Genomic DNA, 19,814 nt, shown 5'->3' on the forward strand with positions numbered 1-19,814 from the left:
TAAATTACCATTTTCACAACGAGTGCGAAATGGAAAAGCGCTTTCCGCTTTCTGATTTAAGGGCAAAATTTGAAAAATCAATCATAGCTAGCTTTCTTGCTCGCGTTGCGCGATTTCTTTTGCCTCCTGCACAGGCGGCGTAAGTGGTCCGCATACTCGCTGCGCGAGCCAGGTCGCCAGCGTTACCAGCAACCATGAAATCAGCGTTGCAACGACCAAATCACGCGGCCAGTGCATGCCCAACAGCAAGCGGCTACCCATAACACCTGTCGCCCAGATAAGCAAAAACACAATCGTCAGCGTACGTCGGCGTGGCCATAACAGCCCTACTGCCAGTAAAGCCCAACTGGCAGCAAACATCGTATGTCCTGACGGAAAGGCAAAACCCGTTTCTTTTTGCCAGTGCTTACGTAGAAACGTCGGAATATCCTGTTGTTCGGCCAATTGCTCTTTAACTAAGTTGCCACGATCTTTACGTTTTAAAGTGTAGAACTCATCAACCGGGATATGGTGCGTTTTTTCCAGCCATACGACAAAGGGCCGAGGTTCCTGCACCCTGTCTTTAACCCAGGACTTCACACCCTGACCGACTAAAATTGCCACGGCCAGGATCGCAAACAGCATTACCGCAGCTTTCAGACGAAAACGCAGACACCACAGAAACCATGCGCAGAGCACAACGTGAGTGATAATCCCCCACGGCTGCGTCACCGTTTCCGTTACCCAGTACAGAGATTTTAGCCACCAAACGTTGTGTCCCGGCTGCCAGCTCCAACCCGATACCCATACAGCAACCGGCATAATAAGTAGCAGCCCGGCCCCGACCGCAGTGCGCTTTGCAATTGACAGCATTGCCTCTCCTTTCGTCGATAAGTCTCACAATCATAACTGAAAAAAGTGCATGCCGGGAAAATTGACATTTTTGTGCCATTCCAAAGGCGAATCCGTTGTCGCGATTAGGTGAACATCGTTGCCTTATGGCAAAATAGTGCAATACAGAACAAGAAGCCAACAGGCGACGGCACGACAGTGCCAGCATAATCTGGAGAATTACATGCAGCTTAAACGTGTGGCAGAAGCCAAACTGCCAACCCCCTGGGGTGATTTCCTGATGGTGGGATTTGAAGAACTGGCAACCGGACACGATCACGTCGCACTGGTTTTTGGCGATATCACTGGTCAAACGCCTGTTCTGGCGCGTGTCCACTCCGAATGTCTGACTGGCGATGCATTGTTTAGCCTGCGTTGCGATTGCGGCTTCCAGCTCGAAGCGGCTCTCACCCACATTGCTGAAGAAGGGCGCGGTATCCTGCTTTATCATCGTCAGGAAGGACGCAATATCGGCCTGCTCAATAAAATCCGCGCCTACGCGTTGCAGGACCAGGGTTATGATACCGTTGAGGCTAACCATCAGTTGGGCTTTGCGGCAGATGAGCGTGATTTCACGCTGTGTGCGGATATGTTCAAGCTGCTGGGCGTGGACGAAGTTCGTTTGCTGACCAATAACCCGAAAAAAGTGGAAATTCTGACCGAAGCGGGAATCAATATTGTTGAACGCGTGCCGCTGATTGTGGGTCGTAACCCGAACAATGAACATTACCTGGACACCAAAGCCGCCAAGATGGGGCATTTGCTGGGCAAGTAATGGCTGTTACCGCCGATAAAAAAGCCTGCTCTCGCAGGCTTTATGCATTTTAATTCAACATATTACGAATCACGTAGTGCAGAATACCATCGTTTTGGTAGTAAGTTAGCTCCGTCGCGGTATCGATACGGCAGCGGCATAAAATCACCTCTTTACGTCCATCTGAGCGAACCATATTCACCGGCACTGTTGCGCCCGGCTTGATGTTTTGCAGGTCCGTAATATCGATCGCTTCCTCACCTGTTAGCCCCAGCGTTTTGCGCGTGACGCCCTGCGGAAATTCCAGCGGCAAAATCCCCATACCAATCAGGTTAGAACGGTGAATTCGCTCAAAGGACTCAGCGATAACTACGCGAATCCCCAGCAAGCGCGGGCCTTTTGCCGCCCAGTCGCGACTGGAGCCAGAGCCATACTCTTTCCCGGCAATAACCGCCAGGGGGATATTCTCCTGTTGATATTGCATAGCCGCATCATAGATAGCCACTACCTCGGTTCCCGGCAAATGACACGTCATCCCACCTTCCACGCCGGGTACCATCTCATTACGAATACGAATATTGGCAAAGGTACCGCGCATCATCACTTCATGATTCCCGCGGCGTGAACCATAGGAGTTAAAATCTTTACGCTCAACGCCGTGGCTTTGCAGATAACGACCTGCCGGGCTATCCGGCTTAATACTGCCGGCAGGAGAAATATGGTCGGTGGTGACGGAATCCCCAAGCATCGCGAGGATACGCGCACCATGAATGTCCTGGACCGGATCCGGCGTAGCCTGCATTCCATCGAAGAACGGCGACAAGCGGATATAAGTTGAGTCAGACTGCCAACCATAGGTATCAGCCCGATCAACCTGGATAGCTTTCCATTCTGGCGTACCTTCAAAGACTTCAGCGTACTCTTTATGGAACATGGCGGTAGAAACCTGCTCCACGGCACGGGCAATTTCCTGAGCCGTCGGCCAGATATCTTTCAGATAAACGGGATCGCCCTTTCTGTCATGGCCTAACGGATCTTTCGTCAGATTGATATTCATATTCCCTGCTAGCGCATAGGCCACCACCAGCGGCGGAGACGCCAACCAGTTGGTCTTCACGAGCGGATGGATACGCCCCTCAAAGTTTCGGTTGCCGGAAAGCACAGCACCAACGGTGAGATCGCCTTTTTTGATGGCTGTCTCGATAGGATCGGGTAACGGACCCGAGTTACCAATACAGGTGGTACAGCCATAACCTACAAGGTTAAATCCCAGCTCATCAAGGTACGGCGTGAACCCAGCCTGCGCCAGATAATCAGACACCACCTTCGATCCTGGCGCCAGCGAGGCTTTCACCCACGGCTGACGTTTCAGACCAAGTGTCACTGCTTTTTTCGCCAACAGTCCCGCCGCCATCAATACGCTTGGGTTGGAGGTGTTGGTACAGGAAGTGATAGCTGCTATCACCACCGCACCGTCCGGCAGCTTATACTGCTGGCCGCTCATGGTGTAGTCCACGGGCTGACGGTCTTTCAGCGAGCTATTTACTTCGAGTTCATTACTTGCCGAAAACGCTTTCGGAACATCAGCCAGTGCCACCCGATCCTGCGGACGCTTCGGTCCGGCAAGGCTAGCTTCCACACTGCCCATATCCAGCTCCAGTGAACTGGTAAATACGGGTTCATCCCCTGGATTACGCCACATGCCCTGCGCTTTGGCATAGGCGCTGACCAACTCAACCTGCTCCTCACTGCGTCCACTCAGACGCATATATTCAAGAGTGATGCCATCGATCGGGAAGAAACCGCAGGTTGCGCCGTATTCCGGCGACATGTTCGCAATGGTTGCCCGATCGGCCAGCGGTAAGGTGTCGAGGCCATCACCATAGAATTCAACAAATTTACCGACCACGCCGTGCTTACGCAGCATCTGGGTAACGGTTAAAACCAGGTCGGTAGCGGTGATACCTTCCCGCAGTTTGCCCACTAGTTTAAAGCCCACAACATCCGGGATAAGCATAGAGACCGGTTGACCCAGCATTGCTGCTTCAGCCTCAATGCCTCCAACGCCCCATCCCAGCACACCGAGACCATTAATCATTGTCGTATGGGAATCGGTACCGACCAGCGTATCGGGATAAGCCACCCACTCACCGTCCTGTAACTCGCTCCAGACGGCTTTGCCAAGGTATTCAAGGTTTACCTGGTGGCAAATACCCGTTCCCGGCGGTACAACGCTGAAGCGACTAAATGCCTGCTGTCCCCATTTCAGGAACACATAACGTTCATGGTTACGTTCCATTTCCAGGCGAACGTTTTCTTCGAAAGCATCATCATCACCAAAACGGTCCACCGTTACCGAGTGGTCAATGACAAGGTCCACTGGCGAAAGCGGATTCACTTTTGCCGTATCTCCCCCCAGTCGTTTCACCGCTTCGCGCATGGCGGCAAGATCGACCACCGCCGGCACGCCGGTAAAATCCTGCATCAGAACACGAGCGGGTCGATAGGCAATTTCACGATCGGCATGGGCGGTCTTCAGCCAATGCGCGAGAGCATGAATATCATCTTCGGTAACGGAATTACCATCCTGCCAACGAAGCAGGTTTTCCAGCAACACTTTTAGCGATTTGGGTAGTCGGGTGATATCACCCAGTGATTTAGCAGCCAGAGGTAAACTGTAGTAGCGGTAGGTTTTATCTTTAACCTGCAATGTGTCCTTACTGGCTTCTCGTAGGGTCGACGACATAGCTCCTCCTTAAATGACAGGGTTGGATCCCCTGATTTTCCTCAGGGTTAGTATTAAAGATAACACAAACAAAATGTAACGCTTTGATAACAACTCAAAATGATAAAAGTAGCGGGCGATATAAAAGCGCGAACTGAGGTCGATGGTAAGGAGGAAGGTCTAGCCGTGTAGATTAATAGGATGAATATTCAGCAGGCAATAGAGCAATGGATAATACGTTGATTAGGTTGTTGATGACGATTACATGGATAAATGATTCGATATTCAAGGGCACAAGGTAATCGTTATTATTATAAAATACGTACGAATTATTGTTTCTGTTCATCATCAGTTAACAGATCAATAAACGCCCGTTGTTCAGGAGAAAGGTTCCAGGATTCGGGTACCTTCTGCCCCTTCTCTGCGACGGTTTTGCTCTCTTGTTCATGGTCATGAGACGATAGCCTTTCGGTAGAGTGCTGCTCTGGTGCGGACATACTTACCCCCACACATTCCAGGCCACGAGTGCGACAATAATCCAGAATATCGCAGAACCAAGAAATACGGCGAACCAGGCTTTACGTTTCATCACCGGATCCCTGCGTGCTGGCTGGTTTCCTGAAGGCATCGCTAACCTCATACTATCGAAATCACTTATCATTTAGGCACCAAACAATCGGTACAATTAATCATCAGATAGGAGGAATCCTAATAAAAAAGGCGAAAAAAAGCCAGTTAATTTTCAGACTCGTCCTGATAAATAAATCGATTGTTTGATCGGTTATAAATATTTGAAAGGAATTTTTGGCAAGCTGACTAATTTGAAACTACTTTAGAGAATTTTTTCCACAAGCTATATATGGTTAATTTATCCACGGTAAATTATCAATTAATTCAGTGTTTCCCGTCGGTATCGCTTTATGCTTATGGATACCGACGAGGTTACAGTCGTTATTATTTCTCAGGCAATTTAATATCTTTAAACATGGCTTCAATATCATCGTTGGAACGCAGCGCCACCGCCGTGTCCACCACATCACGCGTCAGATGCGGCGCGAAACGTTGAATGAAATCATACATGTAACTACGTAAGAAGGTGCTGCGACGAAAACCAATTTTGGTGGTGCTATGGCTGAAGATATCGTGAGCATCCACGCGTACCAGGTCAGGATCGGAAACAGGATCAACCGCCATACTGGCAATCACACCCACGCCAAGGCCCAGACGGACATAGGTTTTAATGACATCAGCATCGGTCGCGGTAAAGACAATACGTGGCTCCAGACCCGCGCGGTTAAACGCGGTGTCCAGCTCCGAGCGTCCGGTAAAACCAAACGTGTAGGTCACCAGCGGATACTGTGCCAGTTCCTCAATAGAAACCGAAGATTTCCCCGCCAACGGATGATCCGGCGTGACGACGATCGAGCGGTTCCAGTGGTAGCAAGGTAACATCACCAGGTCGTCATACAAGTGCAAGGCTTCCGTCGCGATAGCAAAATCTGCATTTCCTTTCGAAACGGCTTCGGCGATTTGCGTCGGCGATCCCTGGTGCATATGTAATGAAACACGAGGATAGCGCTCAATAAAACCTTTAATCACGTTAGGCAAAGCGTAACGCGCCTGAGTATGCGTAGTGGCGATATATAACGAGCCTTTGTCCGGCCAGGTATGTTCGCCAGCAACGGACTTAATGGCATCCACCTTCGACAGAACTTCTCGCGCAATACGAATAACTTCCTGCCCTGCTGGCGTAACCTGCGTCAGGTGCTTACCGCTACGGGCGAAAATCTGGATGCCAAGTTCATCTTCCAGCATACGAACTTGCTTACTGATACCGGGCTGCGAGGTATAAAGCCCTTCCGCTGTTGAGGAGACATTAAGGTTGTGGTTCACCACCTCAACAATGTAGCGAAGCTGCTGTAATTTCATGTTATGCCATCCCGATTCGCGCCATCAAATCATCGTTTCAGTGCAGGCTCGCGGGCGCTGCTAATACGATTTAATAATAAAAAGTCTGTTAACTATAACCACTATATCATTTCTATGTACGCTGTATAGGTATGACAAAAAATAATATGCGAGAAACAAAAAGGGCCGCTTACGCGACCCTTTGAGGAGAAATTCAGCCGAAACGCTGTTATTTCTTCCCTTCTACCCATTTGCCGTCAACGAAGAACGCGGACCAGCCAGTCGCCTTACCGTCTTTCTCAGCGGCAACGTATTGCTGCTTGGTTTTACGGCTGAAACGAACCATGGACTTGTTACCATCCGGATCAGTTTGCGGCGCATCTGCCAGATAACGCAGTTTTTCCGGCAGGCGATCGCGGAAGCGGTACAACTCTTCCACCAACGGCGCACGAGTCTCACGTGATTTCGGGAACGTATTGGCCGCCAGGAAGATACCTGCAGCACCATCACGTAACACGAAATACGCGTCAGATTTTTCACACGGCAGTTCCGGCAACGGAACTGGGTCTTCTTTCGGCGGAGCGACTTCACCGTTACGCAGGATCTTACGGGTGTTTTTGCACTCGTCGTTAGTACACGCCATGTACTTGCCGAAACGTCCCATTTTCAGGTGCATTTCAGAACCACATTTTTCGCACTCGACGATAGGACCGTCATAACCCTTGATACGGAACTCGCCCTCTTCGATCTCGTAGCCGTCGCAGGTTGGGTTATTACCACACACATGCAATTTACGCTTAGGATCGATAAGATAACTGTCCATTGCCGTACCGCACTTCTGGCAGCGGCGTTTGGCGCGCAATGCGTTCGTTTCCGCGTCGTCGCCTTCCAGCACGTTCAATACTTCGTTTTCCGGCACCAGGTTAATGGTGGTTTTGCAACGCTCTTTCGGGGAAAGTGCATAGCCGGAGCAACCAAGGAAAACGCCGGTACTGGCGGTACGAATACCCATCTTGCGTCCGCAGGTCGGGCAATCAATGCTGGTCAGCACCATCTGGTTCGGACGCATACCGCCTTCTTCAGGATCTTTCTCGGCTTTATCCAGTTGCTGAGTAAAATCAGTGAAGAAGTTGTCGAGTACGCCCTTCCATTCGGCTTCTTTATTCGCCACCTGGTCGAGGCTATCTTCCATCTGCGCGGTAAAATCGTAGTTCATCAGTTCGCGGAAGTTTTCTTCCAGACGATCGGTGACGATTTCACCCATTTTTTCAGCGTAAAAGCGACGGTTTTCAACGCGAACATAACCACGATCCTGAATCGTAGAAATGATCGACGCATAGGTAGATGGACGACCAATGCCACGCTTTTCAAGCTCTTTAACCAGCGAAGCTTCACTGAAGCGCGCAGGCGGTTTAGTAAAGTGCTGTGCTGGCGTCAGTTCGATAAGCGTCAGCGTATCGCCTTTGTCCACCGCCGGTAAGATGCGATCTTCATCGCCTTTACGCAACGCTGGCATCACTTTCGTCCAGCCATCGAAGCGCAGAATACGACCGCGCGCCTTCAGGCGGAAATCACCCGCACCCACGGTGAGCGTGGTGGAATCATATTTAGCTGGGGTCATCTGACAGGCAACAAACTGGCGCCAGATCAGCTGATACAGTTTTTGCGCATCAGCTTCCATATCTTTCAGCGATTCCGCCTGTACGGCGACATCGGAAGGACGGATAGCTTCGTGCGCTTCCTGCGAGTTCTCTTTGCTGGCGTACTGATTCGCGTTTTCCGGCAAATATTTTTTACCAAAATTATCGCTGATGTAATCGCGAACCATGGTCACTGCATCCTGGCTCAGGTTGGTTGAGTCAGTACGCATGTAAGTGATGTAACCCGCTTCATACAAGCGCTGCGCCATCATCATGGTTTTCTTCACACCGAAGCCGAGACGCGTGCTCGCAGCCTGCTGTAGCGTGGAGGTAATGAACGGTGCGCCCGGCTTGCTGCTGGTCGGTTTATCTTCACGTTCCAATACGCTATAGCGCGCTTTTTCCAACAGGCTAACAGCGGCAAGCGTTTGTTCCCGATTTACGGGACGGAACGGCTTATCATTTTGATGCGTCACCTCAAGCGGCAACGCGTCGCCGCCCGGCGTGGTCGTGTTAGCATCAATTTCCCAGAACTCTTCTGGAACAAATGCTTTGATTTCGCGTTCACGCTCAACCACCAGACGCACAGCCACAGACTGTACGCGACCGGCAGACAGACCGCGTGCAATTTTTTTCCACAGCAGTGGCGACACCATATAGCCCACAACACGGTCCATAAAGCGGCGCGCCTGTTGCGCATTAACACGATCGATGTTCAACTCGCCCGGTTTTTCAAACGCCTGGCGAATAGCATTTTTGGTAATTTCATTAAACACCACGCGGCTGTAGCGGGTGTCGTCGCCACCGATGACTTCCCGCAGGTGCCATGCAATGGCTTCCCCTTCGCGGTCAAGGTCAGTTGCGAGATAGATGTGGTCGGCTTTTTCAGCCAGTTGCTTCAGTTCAGAAACAACTTTCTCTTTACCAGGCAGCACTTCATAGCGCGCATCCCAGTTGTGCCACGGGTCAACACCCATACGGTTGACGAGAGCGCCACGTTCATCCTTTTTGGGCTTTTTAGCCGTTTTGGTGGAGGTTGAGTCGGCGCTCTTTTTAGTTGCTGAGCCACTGGTCGGCAAATCACGGATATGACCGACGCTGGATTTCACCACGTAGTCATTACCCAGATACTTGTTGATCGTTTTGGCTTTTGCCGGGGACTCAACGATGACAAGAGCTTTACCCATATTCACCTTTACCTAATTTGATTCTTCCAGAATGCGTCGCACGTTGATTCACCTTCCACTGGCGACGAGACATCGATATGGTCTCTGCGTCGGCGGATATCAACCCTTTAAACTGATTCGCGCTTGTAATGTAACTCTCATGTAACTGAGTTAACAGGCTTTTTTTCTCACAAACGCTCTAGCACGACGAAGTATTGGTCGAATGTCAAGCAAATCTGTTGCCAGATTGACGAAAGCGTCACACTGTACCTGATAAAATGCGTTACGCAACTTTATTAGCATGCAAAAACAAATCTCGCCAGTTGTAACACTGTCGTAAAACCTTCATTTATGTCAGGGAATATTTGCCCATAAGGCGGGCTCAGCGTAGACTAATGTCCTTGTTTAAGGAGTAAATCATGCATAAAGACACTCAACCCATCGATCGCGAAACACTGCTGATTGAAGCCAACAAAATCATTCGTGAGCATGAGGACACGCTGGCGGGGATTGTCGCCACCGGCGTTACGCAGCGAAACGGCGTGCTGGTTTTCAGCGGAGATTACTTTTTAGACGAGCAAGGGCTACCAACGCCCAAAAGTACGGCGGTGTTTAATATGTTTAAACACCTGGCGCACGTACTTTCCGAAAAGTATCACTTGATCGATTAACACGAGTAATAATTTGCCGGATGGCGGCATCGCCTTATCCAGCCTATACTGGTGCATATTTGTAGGCCGGATAGGAGATATATGAGCATCGCTATCCGGCAATGACAATTTTACATCAGTGGCTTCTGCCCCCGCTGCCACCAGCGCATCAGCAAACGATCGGCGCTCTCCGCCGCACTACCGGTAAAACGATCCATCAGCTTTTTACGCTGCAGATAGCGAACGTTCAATACTTCACGACCTTCCATCAGCCCGAGGATCACCTCATCGCTGGTATTGATCTCATCCACCAGCCCATTTGCCAGCGCCTGTTGACCAAACCAGTGTTCACCGGTGGCAACCTGCTCAATGTCCAGAGTCGGACGCATGCGCTGCACAAAATCTTTAAACAGATGATGCGTTTCGTTCAGATCTTCGCGGAATTTCTGCCGCCCTTCTTCCGTGTTTTCACCGAGTAAGGTCAACGTACGCTTATACTGTCCGGCGGTGTGCAGTTCGATATCAATATCTTTCCCTTTCAGGAAGCGGTTAAAGTTCGGGATCTGCGCCACCACGCCAATTGAGCCGACGATAGCAAACGGCGCCGAGACAATTTTATCCGCCACGCAGGCCATCATATATCCGCCGCTCGCAGCGACTTTATCTACCGTAACGGTCAGCGGGATCTGCTTATCGCGCAGACGTTGTAACTGGGACGCAGCCAGGCCATAACCATGTACCACACCGCCCGGACTTTCCAGACGAACCACCACTTGATCCTGAGGTTTAACAACCGCCAGCACAGCCGTCACCTCTTCGCGTAATGCGCTGACCTCATGGGCATCCATACTGCCTTTAAAATCAAGCACCCATACACGAGGTTTATCTGATGACGTACTGTCACCCAGTTTCGCTTTTGCCTTAGCCGCTTTCGCCTCCAGCTTTTGTTTCTTTTTCTGCGCCTTATGCCAGAATTTTTGCTGATGCCCATCCAATAAGGCTAGCGACAGGTCTTCCTTCATCTCTTTATATTGATCGCTGAGGTTAATAACCCGCAATTCCCCACGCTGACGTTTGCGTTGTGTCGCGTTTACGATCAGCATCACCACCACTGCAATAGCCACCACGACAGTGACAATTTTTGCCAAAAACAACCCATATTCAGACAACAATTCCACGAGACCCACCTTGGTTAAACAACGCGACTTCCGCTCAGTGTACAACAGGCGTGTCACCTCGTCTTGCTTCATACATCCAGTGCTGAATCAGTAAAAAGCATGACAAAGCGTTCATTTTGCGGTGTTATTGCCTTTGGCTGATTGAAAAAGTACAGGGTTTAAGGCATAAAGCCCAAAAGTTATCGCGAACGAGATATCCAGGACGTCGCCGAGGAGTAGCCGTGCATTACCAACCTAAACAAGACCTTCTACAGGGCCGCATTATTCTTATCACCGGTGCCAGCGATGGTATCGGACGCGAAGCCGCGCAGACCTATGCACGCTATGGCGCGACCGTTATCCTGCTTGGGCGTAACGAAGAAAAACTGCGTCAGGTTGCCCGCACTATCGCCGATGAAAACGGAACACAACCACAGTGGTTTACACTGGATCTACTGACCTGTACCTCTGAAGAATGTCACCAGCTTGCGCAGCGCATTGCTGCACATTTCCCGCGTCTGGATGGCGTACTGCATAACGCCGGATTACTCGGCGATATTTGTCTAATGAGTGAACAAAACCCGCAGGTCTGGCAGGATGTGATGCAGGTAAATGTAAATGCCACTTTTATGCTGACTCAGGCATTGCTGCCGTTGTTACTCAAATCCGATGCCGGATCGCTGGTCTTTACCTCTTCCAGTGTCGGTCGCCAGGGACGCGCCAATTGGGGAGCATATGCCACCTCAAAATTTGCGACCGAAGGGATGATGCAGGTTCTGGCTGATGAGTATCAAAACCGTCATCTGCGCGTAAACTGTATCAATCCTGGTGGGACGCGAACTGGCATGCGAGCCAGCGCATTCCCAACGGAAGATCCGCAAAAATTGAAAACTCCCGCCGATATTATGCCGCTCTACCTGTGGCTGATGGGCGATGACAGCCGCCGTAAAACCGGTATGACTTTTGATGCCCAGCCGGGCCGTAAACCAGGAATTGCCCAATGAGTGAAGAACGCTATCAGCAACGTCAACAGCGCGTAAAAGATCGGGTTGACGCACGCGTTGCCGCAGCGAAAGATGAGCGCGGAATTATCATCGTGTTCACCGGAAATGGTAAAGGTAAAACCACCGCCGCATTCGGGACCGCCACGCGCGCTGTGGGCCATGGTAAAAAAGTCGGCGTCGTACAATTTATTAAAGGTACGTGGCCAAACGGAGAACGTAACTTACTTGAACCCCACGGCGTAGAGTTTCAGGTTATGGCGACAGGATTTACCTGGGAAACGCAGAACCGCGAGTCTGACACCGCAGCCTGTATGGCCGTGTGGGAACACGGCAAGCGGATGCTGGCCGACGATGAACTGGATATGGTGATACTGGATGAGCTAACCTACATGGTGGCATACGACTATCTGCCGCTTGAAGAGGTCATCAATGCCCTGAAAGCGCGCCCAGCCCATCAAACGGTCATTATCACCGGCCGTGGATGTCATCGCGATATTCTGGAGTTAGCTGACACGGTTAGCGAGCTGCGCCCGGTCAAGCATGCGTTTGAAGCGGGCGTGAAAGCCCAAGCAGGGATCGATTATTGAGTGTAGGCCGGATAAGGCGTTTGCGCCGCATCCGGCTCCACGCTAACGCCTGATGGCGCTTTGCTTATCAGGCCTGGTCATGATTAACCGTTGTTGCTGCGACCACCCGGACGACGGCTGCCGCCGACCTGAGAGTGGCGCTTCACCGCACGACGGATCTGATTCGCCTTCATGCGACGACGATCTTTCTCGACGGCCACTTTAGAGGTCGTTTCCGGCTTCAGGTCCACCAGTTCACGCAGATAGTTGGTCTGAGCAAGATCAAGCTCTGTCCAGCCACCACGCGGCAGGCCTTTCGGCAGCGGGATATCACCATAACGGACACGAATCAGACGGCTTACCTGTACACCTACAGCTTCCCACAAGCGGCGGACTTCACGGTTACGTCCTTCGGTCAGCGTGACGTTATACCACTGGTTGATCCCTTCACCACCGCTGAACTTGATCGTTTTAAATGCCGCCGGACCATCTTCCAGCTGCACGCCACGACTCAGATCGCGCAGTTTTGCATCATCAACCTGACCAAACACACGTACCGCATATTCACGCTCAACTTCGCGGCTTGGGTGCATCAGACGGTTAGCCAGTTCACCATCGGTGGTAAACAGCAGTAAACCGCAGGTATTCACGTCCAGACGCCCTACGGCAATCCAGCGCGCATCACGCAGTTTTGGTAAACGATCAAACACGGTCGGACGACCTTCCGGGTCGTTTCGGGTACACAGTTCGCCTTCTGGCTTGTAATAGGCCAGAACACGGCAGATTTGCTCCGCAGACTCTTTAACCGAAATCAGATGACCGTCGATACGGATTTTCAGACCCGGAGTGACTTCAACGCGATCGCCGAGCGTGGCAATTTTGCCATCAACGCTCACGCGACCCGCGGCAATAATAGATTCGATTTCACGGCGAGAACCGTGGCCAGCGCGCGCCAGCACTTTTTGTAACTTTTCGCTCATAGAGCTTCCTTTAGGTGTCGCCTTCACAGGCGTCGAACAGGAGAATCAACGGCGCCAGTCAGCGCCATTTTAAGGCCGCGTAGTATAGCGGTTCACGCCCTTATAAGAAAGGTTTAACGTCACCGACGCCTTCACGCAACACCACCGGAGAATCGTCGGTTAAATCAATGACCGTGGTCGGCTGTTGGCCGAGATATCCGCCGTGGATAATTAAATCCACCTGTTTCTCCAGGCGGTCTTTAATTTCTTCCGGATCTGACTCGGTAAATTCGCTACCCGGCAGCATCAGTGACGTGGAGAGCATCGGCTCGCCCAGCGCTTCAAGCAGCGCCAGTGCTATCGGGTTTGAGGGTACACGCAGGCCGATGGTCTTACGTTTTTCTTGCAACAAGCGGCGCGGAACCTCTTTCGTCCCCTTCAGGATGAAGGTGTAGTTGCCCGGCGTGTTGTTTTTAATTAAACGGAAGGCCACGTTGTCGACAAACGAATAGGTCGACAGTTCAGACAGGTCACGGCACATCAGCGTAAAGTTGTGCCCGTCCGGCAGGTGACGGATGCGGCAAATGCGCTCCATTGCGCCTTTATCTTCAATTTTGCAGCCCAACGCATAGCCGGAGTCGGTTGGATAGACGATCACCCCACCTTTACGCACGATTTCAACGGCCTGATTGATCAGGCGCTGCTGCGGGTTTTCGGGATGAATATAAAAAAACTGGCTCATACTTTCCTCTCTGTGATCTCGGGCTGCTCCCAAAGTTGCCAGACGCCTTCTACGCCTGCGGGCAACCAAAGTTTACGACCCAACTCAATCCATGGGCAGGGTAGATGAAAATCAGACCCTTGCGATGCCCACAATTGATGCTGACGCGCAAGCGTCGCCAGATGGGTGCGTTCATTGGGAGACTGCTGACACTGCGCTACTTCCATCGCGTCGCCGCGATGTTCAGCAAAATGTGCAACCAGTCTTTTCAGCCACTTAGCGCTAAGATCGTACCGCCCAGGATGAGCCAGAACAGCCTTACCGCCAGAATGATGAATGACATCAATAGCTTGTTCTATTGTACACCACTGTGGCGGAACGTAACCGGTTTTCCCACGGGCAAGATATTTTTTAAAGACATCCGCCATGGTTGTGGCTTTGCCACATTCCACCAGGAAACGCGCAAAATGGCCCCGCGTAACCGCCCCGCCATCAGCCAGGCGCAACGCCCCTTCCCACGCGCCGGGGATATGCGCTTTGTCGAGTCGTTCGGCAATCAGGCGCGCACGCTGCTGACGACGTTCCGTTTGTTGCGCCAGAAACTCGCACATCATGGGATGGGCGATATCAATGTTCAGACCCACTATATGGATCTCATGGTTTTCCCAGACAGTTGATATCTCGACACCAGGGATCAAATTTAACGCTAATCCCGAACGTGAAATTTCTTCTCTTGCCGCCGCAATGCCCGCCGTGGTGTCATGATCGGTGATCGCCAGTGTACCGACTCGCATCTCTACCGCACGGTGTACTAAGGCTTCTGGGGTTAATCGCCCATCGGAGGCTGTAGTATGACTATGCAGGTCATAAATCACTGCGTAATTCGTGTCGCTCAAGGCGGCTCCCGTTTCAATAAATGTCGTAACACGCCCATCATAGCGGTTTCGGCAAATATACTGAAATCAGGTGTTGACTTTATCCCATCGAACTAGTTAACTAGTACGCAAGTTCACATGAAGAAGGTATCTGCAATGAAAGCAACATTTTTTCTGCACGGTTGGTGGCGCACTTCCTGATTTCGGGCAGTGTCTTACGTTTGCAATTCGCAACCAGATACCCGGCCCGCCTAATGAGCGGGCTTTTTTTTGAACAAAATTAATGAGAATAACGATGCAAACACAAAAACCGATACTCGAACTGCTTGCCTGCGATGCCGCCTACCGTGAGAATCCGACATCGCTGTTTCATCAGGTGTGTGGCGCACGTCCGGCAACGCTGCTGCTGGAATCTGCAGATATCGACAGCAAAGACGATCTGAAGAGCTTGCTGCTAGTCGACAGCGCATTGCGCATTACCGCTCTCGGTGACACTGTCACTATTCAGGCGTTATCCACAAACGGCGCATCGCTGCTGCCCTTGCTGGATGCTGCCCTGCCCGCTGGCGTTGAGAATGAAAAACAGACGAATGGTCGTCATCTGCGATTCCCTGCCGTCAGCCCGCTGTTGGATGAAGACGCCCGTTTATGTTCTCTTTCCGTATTTGATGCTTTTCGCTTACTGCAGGGGCTGGTGAATGTTCCTGTGCAAGAACGTGAAGCGATGTTCTTCGGCGGTCTGTTTTCCTACGACCTGGTTGCCGGTTTTGAAGATTTACCTCAGCTTGAAGCGGGCAACCGTTGTCCTGACTACTGCTTCTATCTGGCAGAAACGCTGATGGTTATCGACCACCAGAAAAAAAGCACCCGAATTCAGGCCAGTGTTTTTACCCCCAATGATGCGGAGAAACAGCGTCTTAACGCCCGTCTGGCGCAGCTGAGCCAACAGCTTACCGAGCCTGCGCCGCCGCTGCCCGTTACTGAAGTCCCGCAGATGCGCTGCGAATGCAATCAGAGCGATGAAGAGTTTGGCGCAGTGGTGCGTGGGATGCAAAAAGCGATTCGCGCGGGCGAAATTTTCCAGGTAGTTCCGTCCCGCCGTTTCTCGCTGCCCTGCCCGTCACCGCTGGCAGCCTACTATGTGCTGAAGAAAAGTAACCCCAGCCCATACATGTTTTTCATGCAGGACAACGATTTTACGCTGTTTGGCGCCTCCCCGGAAAGCTCGCTGAAATACGATGCCACCAGCCGCCAGATTGAGATCTACCCGATTGCCGGCACTCGTCCGCGCGGTCGTCGTGCGGACGGTTCGCTTGACCGCGACCTTGACAGCCGTATCGAGCTGGAAATGCGTACCGACCATAAAGAGCTTTCTGAGCACCTGATGCTGGTTGACCTTGCGCGTAACGACCTGGCGCGCATCTGTACGCCTGGCAGCCGCTATGTTGCTGACCTCACCAAAGTCGATCGTTACTCCTTCGTTATGCACCTGGTTTCGCGCGTGGTCGGCGAGCTGCGTAGCGATCTGGATGTGCTGCACGCTTACCGCGCCTGTATGAATATGGGCACGTTAAGCGGAGCGCCAAAAGTTCGCGCTATGCAGCTTATCGCCGAGGCAGAAGGTCGTCGCCGTGGCAGCTACGGCGGCGCGGTAGGTTACTTCACGGCTCATGGCGATCTGGATACCTGTATTGTCATTCGTTCCGCCCTCGTGGAAGACGGTATTGCCACCGTACAAGCCGGTGCCGGAATTGTTCTGGATTCTGTACCGCAGTCTGAAGCCGATGAAACCCGTAATAAAGCGCGCGCGGTTCTGCGTGCTATCGCCACCGCGCACCACGCACAGGAGACCTTCTAATGGCTGACATTCTGCTGCTCGATAATATCGACTCTTTTACCTATAACCTGGCGGATCAGCTACGTACTAATGGTCACAACGTGGTGATTTACCGCAACCATATTCCGGCCCAGACGTTGATTGACCGCTTAGCAACGATGAAAAATCCTGTGCTGATGCTCTCTCCAGGCCCAGGTGCGCCAAGCGAAGCAGGTTGCATGCCGGAGCTGTTAACCCGTCTGCGCGGCAAGCTGCCAATCATCGGCATTTGTCTGGGACATCAGGCCATTGTTGAGGCCTATGGTGGATATGTGGGCCAGGCTGGAGAAATCCTGCACGGCAAAGCGTCCAGCATTGAACACGACGGTCAGGCAATGTTTGCTGGTCTGGCGAATCCGCTGCCGGTGGCACGCTATCATTCGCTGGTTGGCAGCAACGTTCCGGCAGGATTAACCATTAACGCCCACTTTAACGGCATGGTGATGGCGGTGCGTCACGATACCGATCGCGTCTGCGGCTTCCAGTTCCATCCGGAGTCCATTCTGACCACCCAGGGCGCGCGTCTGTTGGAACAAACGCTGGCCTGGGCGCAACAGAAGCTTGAACAAACCAATACGCTGCAACCAATTCTGGAGAAACTGTACCAGGCGCATACGCTGTCTCAGCAGGAAAGCCACCAGCTGTTCTCCGCCGTGGTCCGCGGTGAACTGAAGCCGGAACAACTGGCTGCGGCGCTGGTGAGCATGAAAATCCGTGGCGAACACCCGAATGAAATTGCCGGTGCGGCAACCGCGCTGCTGGAAAACGCCGCTCCGTTCCCGCGTCCTGATTATCTGTTTGCCGATATTGTCGGTACCGGCGGCGACGGCAGCAACAGCATCAATATTTCTACCGCCAGCGCCTTTGTTGCAGCGGCTTGCGGACTGAAAGTTGCCAAACACGGCAACCGCAGCGTCTCCAGCAAGTCAGGCTCTTCGGATCTGTTAGCGGCATTTGGCATCAATCTGGATATGAACGCCGACAAATCCCGTCAGGCGCTTGACGATCTCGGCGTGTGTTTTCTGTTTGCGCCGAAATACCACACCGGTTTTCGCCATGCCATGCCGGTACGCCAGCAGTTGAAAACCCGCACGCTGTTTAACGTGCTCGGCCCGTTGATTAACCCGGCACATCCGCCGCTGGCGCTGATCGGCGTTTACAGCCCGGAGCTGGTGCTGCCGATTGCCGAAACGCTGCGTGTGCTCGGATATCAGCGGGCGGCCGTAGTGCACAGCGGTGGCATGGACGAAGTTTCGCTGCATGCGCCGACCATTGTGGCAGAACTGCACGATGGGGAAATCAAGAGTTATCAACTGACGGCAGAAGACTTTGGCCTGACGCCTTACCACCAGGAACAGCTGGCTGGCGGCACGCCGGAAGAAAACCGTGACATTCTTAGTCGCTTGTTACAAGGTAAAGGTGAAGCCGCTCATGAAGCCGCTGTTGCCGCGAATGTCGCCATGTTAATGCGCTTGCACGGTGAAGAAGATTTGAAAGCCAATGCGCAAACCGTGATTAATGTACTGCGCAGCGGTGCGGCCTATGACCGTGTCACTGCACTGGCAGCAAGAGGGTAAATGATGCAAACCGTTTTAGCGAAAATTGTCGCAGACAAGGCGATTTGGGTAGAAGCCCGCAAACAGCAACAACCGCTGGCCAGCTTTCAAAATGATGTTCAACCCAGCTCTCGTGATTTCTACGATGCGCTGCAAGGTGCGCGCACCGCCTTTATTCTGGAATGTAAAAAAGCATCTCCGTCAAAAGGCGTGATCCGTGATGACTTCGATCCGGCACAGATTGCGGGCGTTTATAAACATTATGCTTCCGCGATTTCCGTACTGACCGATGAGAAATATTTCCAGGGCAGTTTTGATTTCCTGCCTATCGTCAGCCGCATCGCGCCGCAACCTGTTCTGTGTAAGGACTTTATTATCGATCCTTACCAGATTTACCTGGCGCGTTTTTACCAGGCGGACGCCTGTTTGTTGATGCTGTCGGTCCTCGATGATGAACAATATCGTCAACTCGCCGCCGTCGCCCACAGCCTGAAAATGGGCGTACTGACCGAAGTCAGCAACGAAGAAGAGCTGGAGCGTGCTATCGCACTGGGCGCCAAAGTCGTTGGTATCAACAACCGCGATTTACGCGACTTGTCGATTGATTTGAATCGCACCCGCCAGCTTGCGCCGCGCCTGGGCCACGGTGTGACCGTCATCAGCGAGTCCGGGATCAACACCTATGGTCAGGTGCGCGAGCTCAGCCACTTCGCCAACGGTTTTCTGATTGGTTCCGCGCTGATGTCGCATGATGATCTGCACGCTGCCGTGCGTCGCGTACTGCTCGGCGAGAATAAAGTCTGCGGTTTAACCCGGGCTCAGGATGCCAACGCGGCGTATAAATCCGGCGCGATTTATGGCGGACTGATTTTTGTACCCACATCGCCACGCGCGGTTAGCGTTGAGCAAGCGCGAGAGGTCATGACCGGCGCGCCGCTGCAATACGTCGGGGTGTTTCGCAACACAGATATTATCGACGTACGTGAAACAGCGGCTGCTCTGGGACTCACTGCCGTGCAACTGCATGGTAGCGAAGATCAAGCCTACGTAGACGCGCTACGCAATGCGCTACCCGCACAGGTACAAATCTGGAAGGCGCTCAGCGTCAGCGATAAGTTGCCAGCCCGTGATTATCAGCATGTCGATAAATACGTCTTCGACAACGGTCAGGGCGGCAGCGGGCAACGCTTCGACTGGTCACTTTTAGGCGGACAATCGCTGGATAACGTATTACTGGCTGGCGGACTTGGCGCAGATAACTGCGTTGACGCGGCAAAAACCGGCTGTGCCGGTCTCGATTTCAATTCTGGCGTAGAGTCACAGCCGGGCATCAAAGATGCACGTCTTCTGGCTTCGGTCTTTCAGACGCTGCGCGCATATTAAGGAA

18 protein-coding genes and 1 other annotated feature are annotated in these 19,814 nt (G+C 52.2%); of the genes, 8 read left to right on the forward strand and 10 right to left on the reverse strand.

Going from position 1 to position 19,814, the window contains the following annotated elements; genetic code table 11:
- Positions 1-87: 87 nt before the first annotated feature.
- A complete protein-coding gene (gene pgpB / locus SK34_RS01040; RefSeq protein WP_003840717.1) occupies positions 88-852 on the reverse strand; it encodes a phosphatidylglycerophosphatase B in 765 nt (254 codons plus the stop codon).
- Between the two features lie 202 nt (positions 853-1,054).
- Between pgpB and ribA the strand changes: the two genes are divergently transcribed.
- A complete protein-coding gene (ribA, locus tag SK34_RS01045; protein WP_003020601.1) occupies positions 1,055-1,645 on the forward strand; it encodes a GTP cyclohydrolase II in 591 nt (196 codons plus the stop codon).
- Positions 1,646-1,694: 49 nt separating this feature from the next.
- On the opposite strand, the gene acnA is transcribed toward ribA, so the two are convergent.
- From acnA to topA, 5 genes are all read right to left on the reverse strand, one after another.
- Positions 1,695-4,370, reverse strand: coding sequence for an aconitate hydratase AcnA (acnA, locus tag SK34_RS01050; protein WP_048232132.1), 2,676 nt, complete (start codon positions 4,368-4,370; stop codon positions 1,695-1,697).
- A 308-nt stretch (positions 4,371-4,678) separates the two neighbouring features.
- Positions 4,679-4,846: a hypothetical protein gene (locus SK34_RS24805; RefSeq protein WP_174329790.1), complete on the reverse strand. Its 168-nt coding sequence runs from the start codon at positions 4,844-4,846 to the stop codon at positions 4,679-4,681.
- Positions 4,847-4,848: 2 nt separating this feature from the next.
- Complete coding sequence (locus tag SK34_RS23270) at positions 4,849-4,989, reverse strand: YmiA family putative membrane protein (protein ID WP_213083937.1); 141 nt, start codon at positions 4,987-4,989, stop codon at positions 4,849-4,851.
- 314 nt (positions 4,990-5,303) lie between these two features.
- Entirely contained in the window at positions 5,304-6,278 is a 975-nt protein-coding gene (gene cysB / locus SK34_RS01055) for an HTH-type transcriptional regulator CysB (RefSeq protein WP_003020610.1), read from the reverse strand.
- Between the two features lie 208 nt (positions 6,279-6,486).
- On the reverse strand, positions 6,487-9,084 hold the full coding sequence (topA, locus tag SK34_RS01060) for a type I DNA topoisomerase (protein WP_003840713.1): 2,598 nt from the start codon (positions 9,082-9,084) through the stop codon (positions 6,487-6,489).
- 398 nt (positions 9,085-9,482) lie between these two features.
- On the opposite strand from topA, the gene SK34_RS01065 reads away from it, so the two are divergent.
- Entirely contained in the window at positions 9,483-9,734 is a 252-nt protein-coding gene (locus SK34_RS01065; RefSeq protein WP_003020616.1) for a YciN family protein, read from the forward strand.
- Between the two features lie 110 nt (positions 9,735-9,844).
- Here the strand turns inward: SK34_RS01065 and sohB are convergent, their stop codons facing one another.
- Positions 9,845-10,891, reverse strand: coding sequence for a protease SohB (sohB, locus tag SK34_RS01070; protein WP_003843986.1), 1,047 nt, complete (start codon positions 10,889-10,891; stop codon positions 9,845-9,847).
- 221 nt (positions 10,892-11,112) lie between these two features.
- Between sohB and SK34_RS01075 the strand changes: the two genes are divergently transcribed.
- Positions 11,113-11,874: a YciK family oxidoreductase gene (locus tag SK34_RS01075; RefSeq protein ID WP_048232134.1), complete on the forward strand. Its 762-nt coding sequence runs from the start codon at positions 11,113-11,115 to the stop codon at positions 11,872-11,874.
- A complete protein-coding gene (gene cobO, locus SK34_RS01080; RefSeq protein ID WP_016150337.1) occupies positions 11,871-12,461 on the forward strand; it encodes a cob(I)yrinic acid a,c-diamide adenosyltransferase in 591 nt (196 codons plus the stop codon). Before SK34_RS01075 ends, cobO begins: the two co-directional genes overlap by 4 nt.
- Before the next feature lie 83 nt (positions 12,462-12,544).
- On the opposite strand, the gene rluB is transcribed toward cobO, so the two are convergent.
- The 3 genes from rluB to rnm form a co-directional block, all read right to left on the reverse strand.
- On the reverse strand, positions 12,545-13,420 hold the full coding sequence (gene rluB / locus SK34_RS01085; RefSeq protein WP_016150338.1) for a 23S rRNA pseudouridine(2605) synthase RluB: 876 nt from the start codon (positions 13,418-13,420) through the stop codon (positions 12,545-12,547).
- A gap of 100 nt (positions 13,421-13,520) precedes the next feature.
- Positions 13,521-14,141 (reverse strand): L-threonylcarbamoyladenylate synthase, encoded by a 621-nt coding sequence (locus SK34_RS01090; protein ID WP_003020628.1) that lies wholly within the window; start codon positions 14,139-14,141, stop codon positions 13,521-13,523.
- On the reverse strand, positions 14,138-15,016 hold the full coding sequence (gene rnm, locus SK34_RS01095) for an RNase RNM (RefSeq protein ID WP_016150339.1): 879 nt from the start codon (positions 15,014-15,016) through the stop codon (positions 14,138-14,140). The genes SK34_RS01090 and rnm overlap by 4 nt, the downstream gene beginning before the upstream one ends.
- Before the next feature lie 135 nt (positions 15,017-15,151).
- Here rnm and trpL point away from each other — a divergent pair, with 135 nt between their 5' ends.
- From trpL to trpCF, 4 genes are all read left to right on the forward strand, one after another.
- Complete coding sequence (trpL, locus tag SK34_RS24595; RefSeq protein ID WP_191229385.1) at positions 15,152-15,196, forward strand: trp operon leader peptide; 45 nt, start codon at positions 15,152-15,154, stop codon at positions 15,194-15,196.
- Positions 15,173-15,267, forward strand: a sequence feature (Trp leader region). Its footprint overlaps the gene before it by 24 nt.
- Positions 15,268-15,290: 23 nt before the next feature.
- Entirely contained in the window at positions 15,291-16,853 is a 1,563-nt protein-coding gene (locus SK34_RS01100) for an anthranilate synthase component 1 (RefSeq protein WP_003020636.1), read from the forward strand.
- The gene (trpD, locus tag SK34_RS01105; RefSeq protein WP_048232135.1) at positions 16,853-18,448 is read left to right on the forward strand and encodes a bifunctional anthranilate synthase glutamate amidotransferase component TrpG/anthranilate phosphoribosyltransferase TrpD; all 1,596 of its coding nucleotides are present in this window, start codon (positions 16,853-16,855) and stop codon (positions 18,446-18,448) included. The genes SK34_RS01100 and trpD overlap by 1 nt, the downstream gene beginning before the upstream one ends.
- Positions 18,449-18,451: 3 nt before the next feature.
- Positions 18,452-19,810 (forward strand): bifunctional indole-3-glycerol-phosphate synthase TrpC/phosphoribosylanthranilate isomerase TrpF, encoded by a 1,359-nt coding sequence (trpCF, locus tag SK34_RS01110; protein ID WP_003841280.1) that lies wholly within the window; start codon positions 18,452-18,454, stop codon positions 19,808-19,810.
- Positions 19,811-19,814 lie beyond the last annotated feature (4 nt).

Source organism: Citrobacter sp. MGH104 (assembly GCF_001034485.1).
GTDB classification, from domain to species: domain Bacteria; phylum Pseudomonadota; class Gammaproteobacteria; order Enterobacterales; family Enterobacteriaceae; genus Citrobacter; species Citrobacter freundii.

Excerpts from the sequence above, each read along its gene's own strand:
- pgpB (WP_003840717.1), bottom strand. The coding sequence starts at position 852 with ATGCTGTCAATTGCAAAGCGCACTGCGGTCGGGGCCGGGCTGCTACTT.
- ribA (WP_003020601.1), top strand. The coding sequence starts at position 1,055 with ATGCAGCTTAAACGTGTGGCAGAAGCCAAACTGCCAACCCCCTGGGGT.
- acnA (WP_048232132.1), bottom strand. The coding sequence starts at position 4,370 with ATGTCGTCGACCCTACGAGAAGCCAGTAAGGACACATTGCAGGTTAAA.
- SK34_RS24805 (WP_174329790.1), bottom strand. The coding sequence starts at position 4,846 with ATGTCCGCACCAGAGCAGCACTCTACCGAAAGGCTATCGTCTCATGAC.
- SK34_RS23270 (WP_213083937.1), bottom strand. The coding sequence starts at position 4,989 with ATGAGGTTAGCGATGCCTTCAGGAAACCAGCCAGCACGCAGGGATCCG.
- cysB (WP_003020610.1), bottom strand. The coding sequence starts at position 6,278 with ATGAAATTACAGCAGCTTCGCTACATTGTTGAGGTGGTGAACCACAAC.
- topA (WP_003840713.1), bottom strand. The coding sequence starts at position 9,084 with ATGGGTAAAGCTCTTGTCATCGTTGAGTCCCCGGCAAAAGCCAAAACG.
- SK34_RS01065 (WP_003020616.1), top strand. The coding sequence starts at position 9,483 with ATGCATAAAGACACTCAACCCATCGATCGCGAAACACTGCTGATTGAA.
- cobO (WP_016150337.1), top strand. The coding sequence starts at position 11,871 with ATGAGTGAAGAACGCTATCAGCAACGTCAACAGCGCGTAAAAGATCGG.
- rluB (WP_016150338.1), bottom strand. The coding sequence starts at position 13,420 with ATGAGCGAAAAGTTACAAAAAGTGCTGGCGCGCGCTGGCCACGGTTCT.
- SK34_RS01090 (WP_003020628.1), bottom strand. The coding sequence starts at position 14,141 with ATGAGCCAGTTTTTTTATATTCATCCCGAAAACCCGCAGCAGCGCCTG.
- SK34_RS01100 (WP_003020636.1), top strand. The coding sequence starts at position 15,291 with ATGCAAACACAAAAACCGATACTCGAACTGCTTGCCTGCGATGCCGCC.
- trpD (WP_048232135.1), top strand. The coding sequence starts at position 16,853 with ATGGCTGACATTCTGCTGCTCGATAATATCGACTCTTTTACCTATAAC.
- trpCF (WP_003841280.1), top strand. The coding sequence starts at position 18,452 with ATGCAAACCGTTTTAGCGAAAATTGTCGCAGACAAGGCGATTTGGGTA.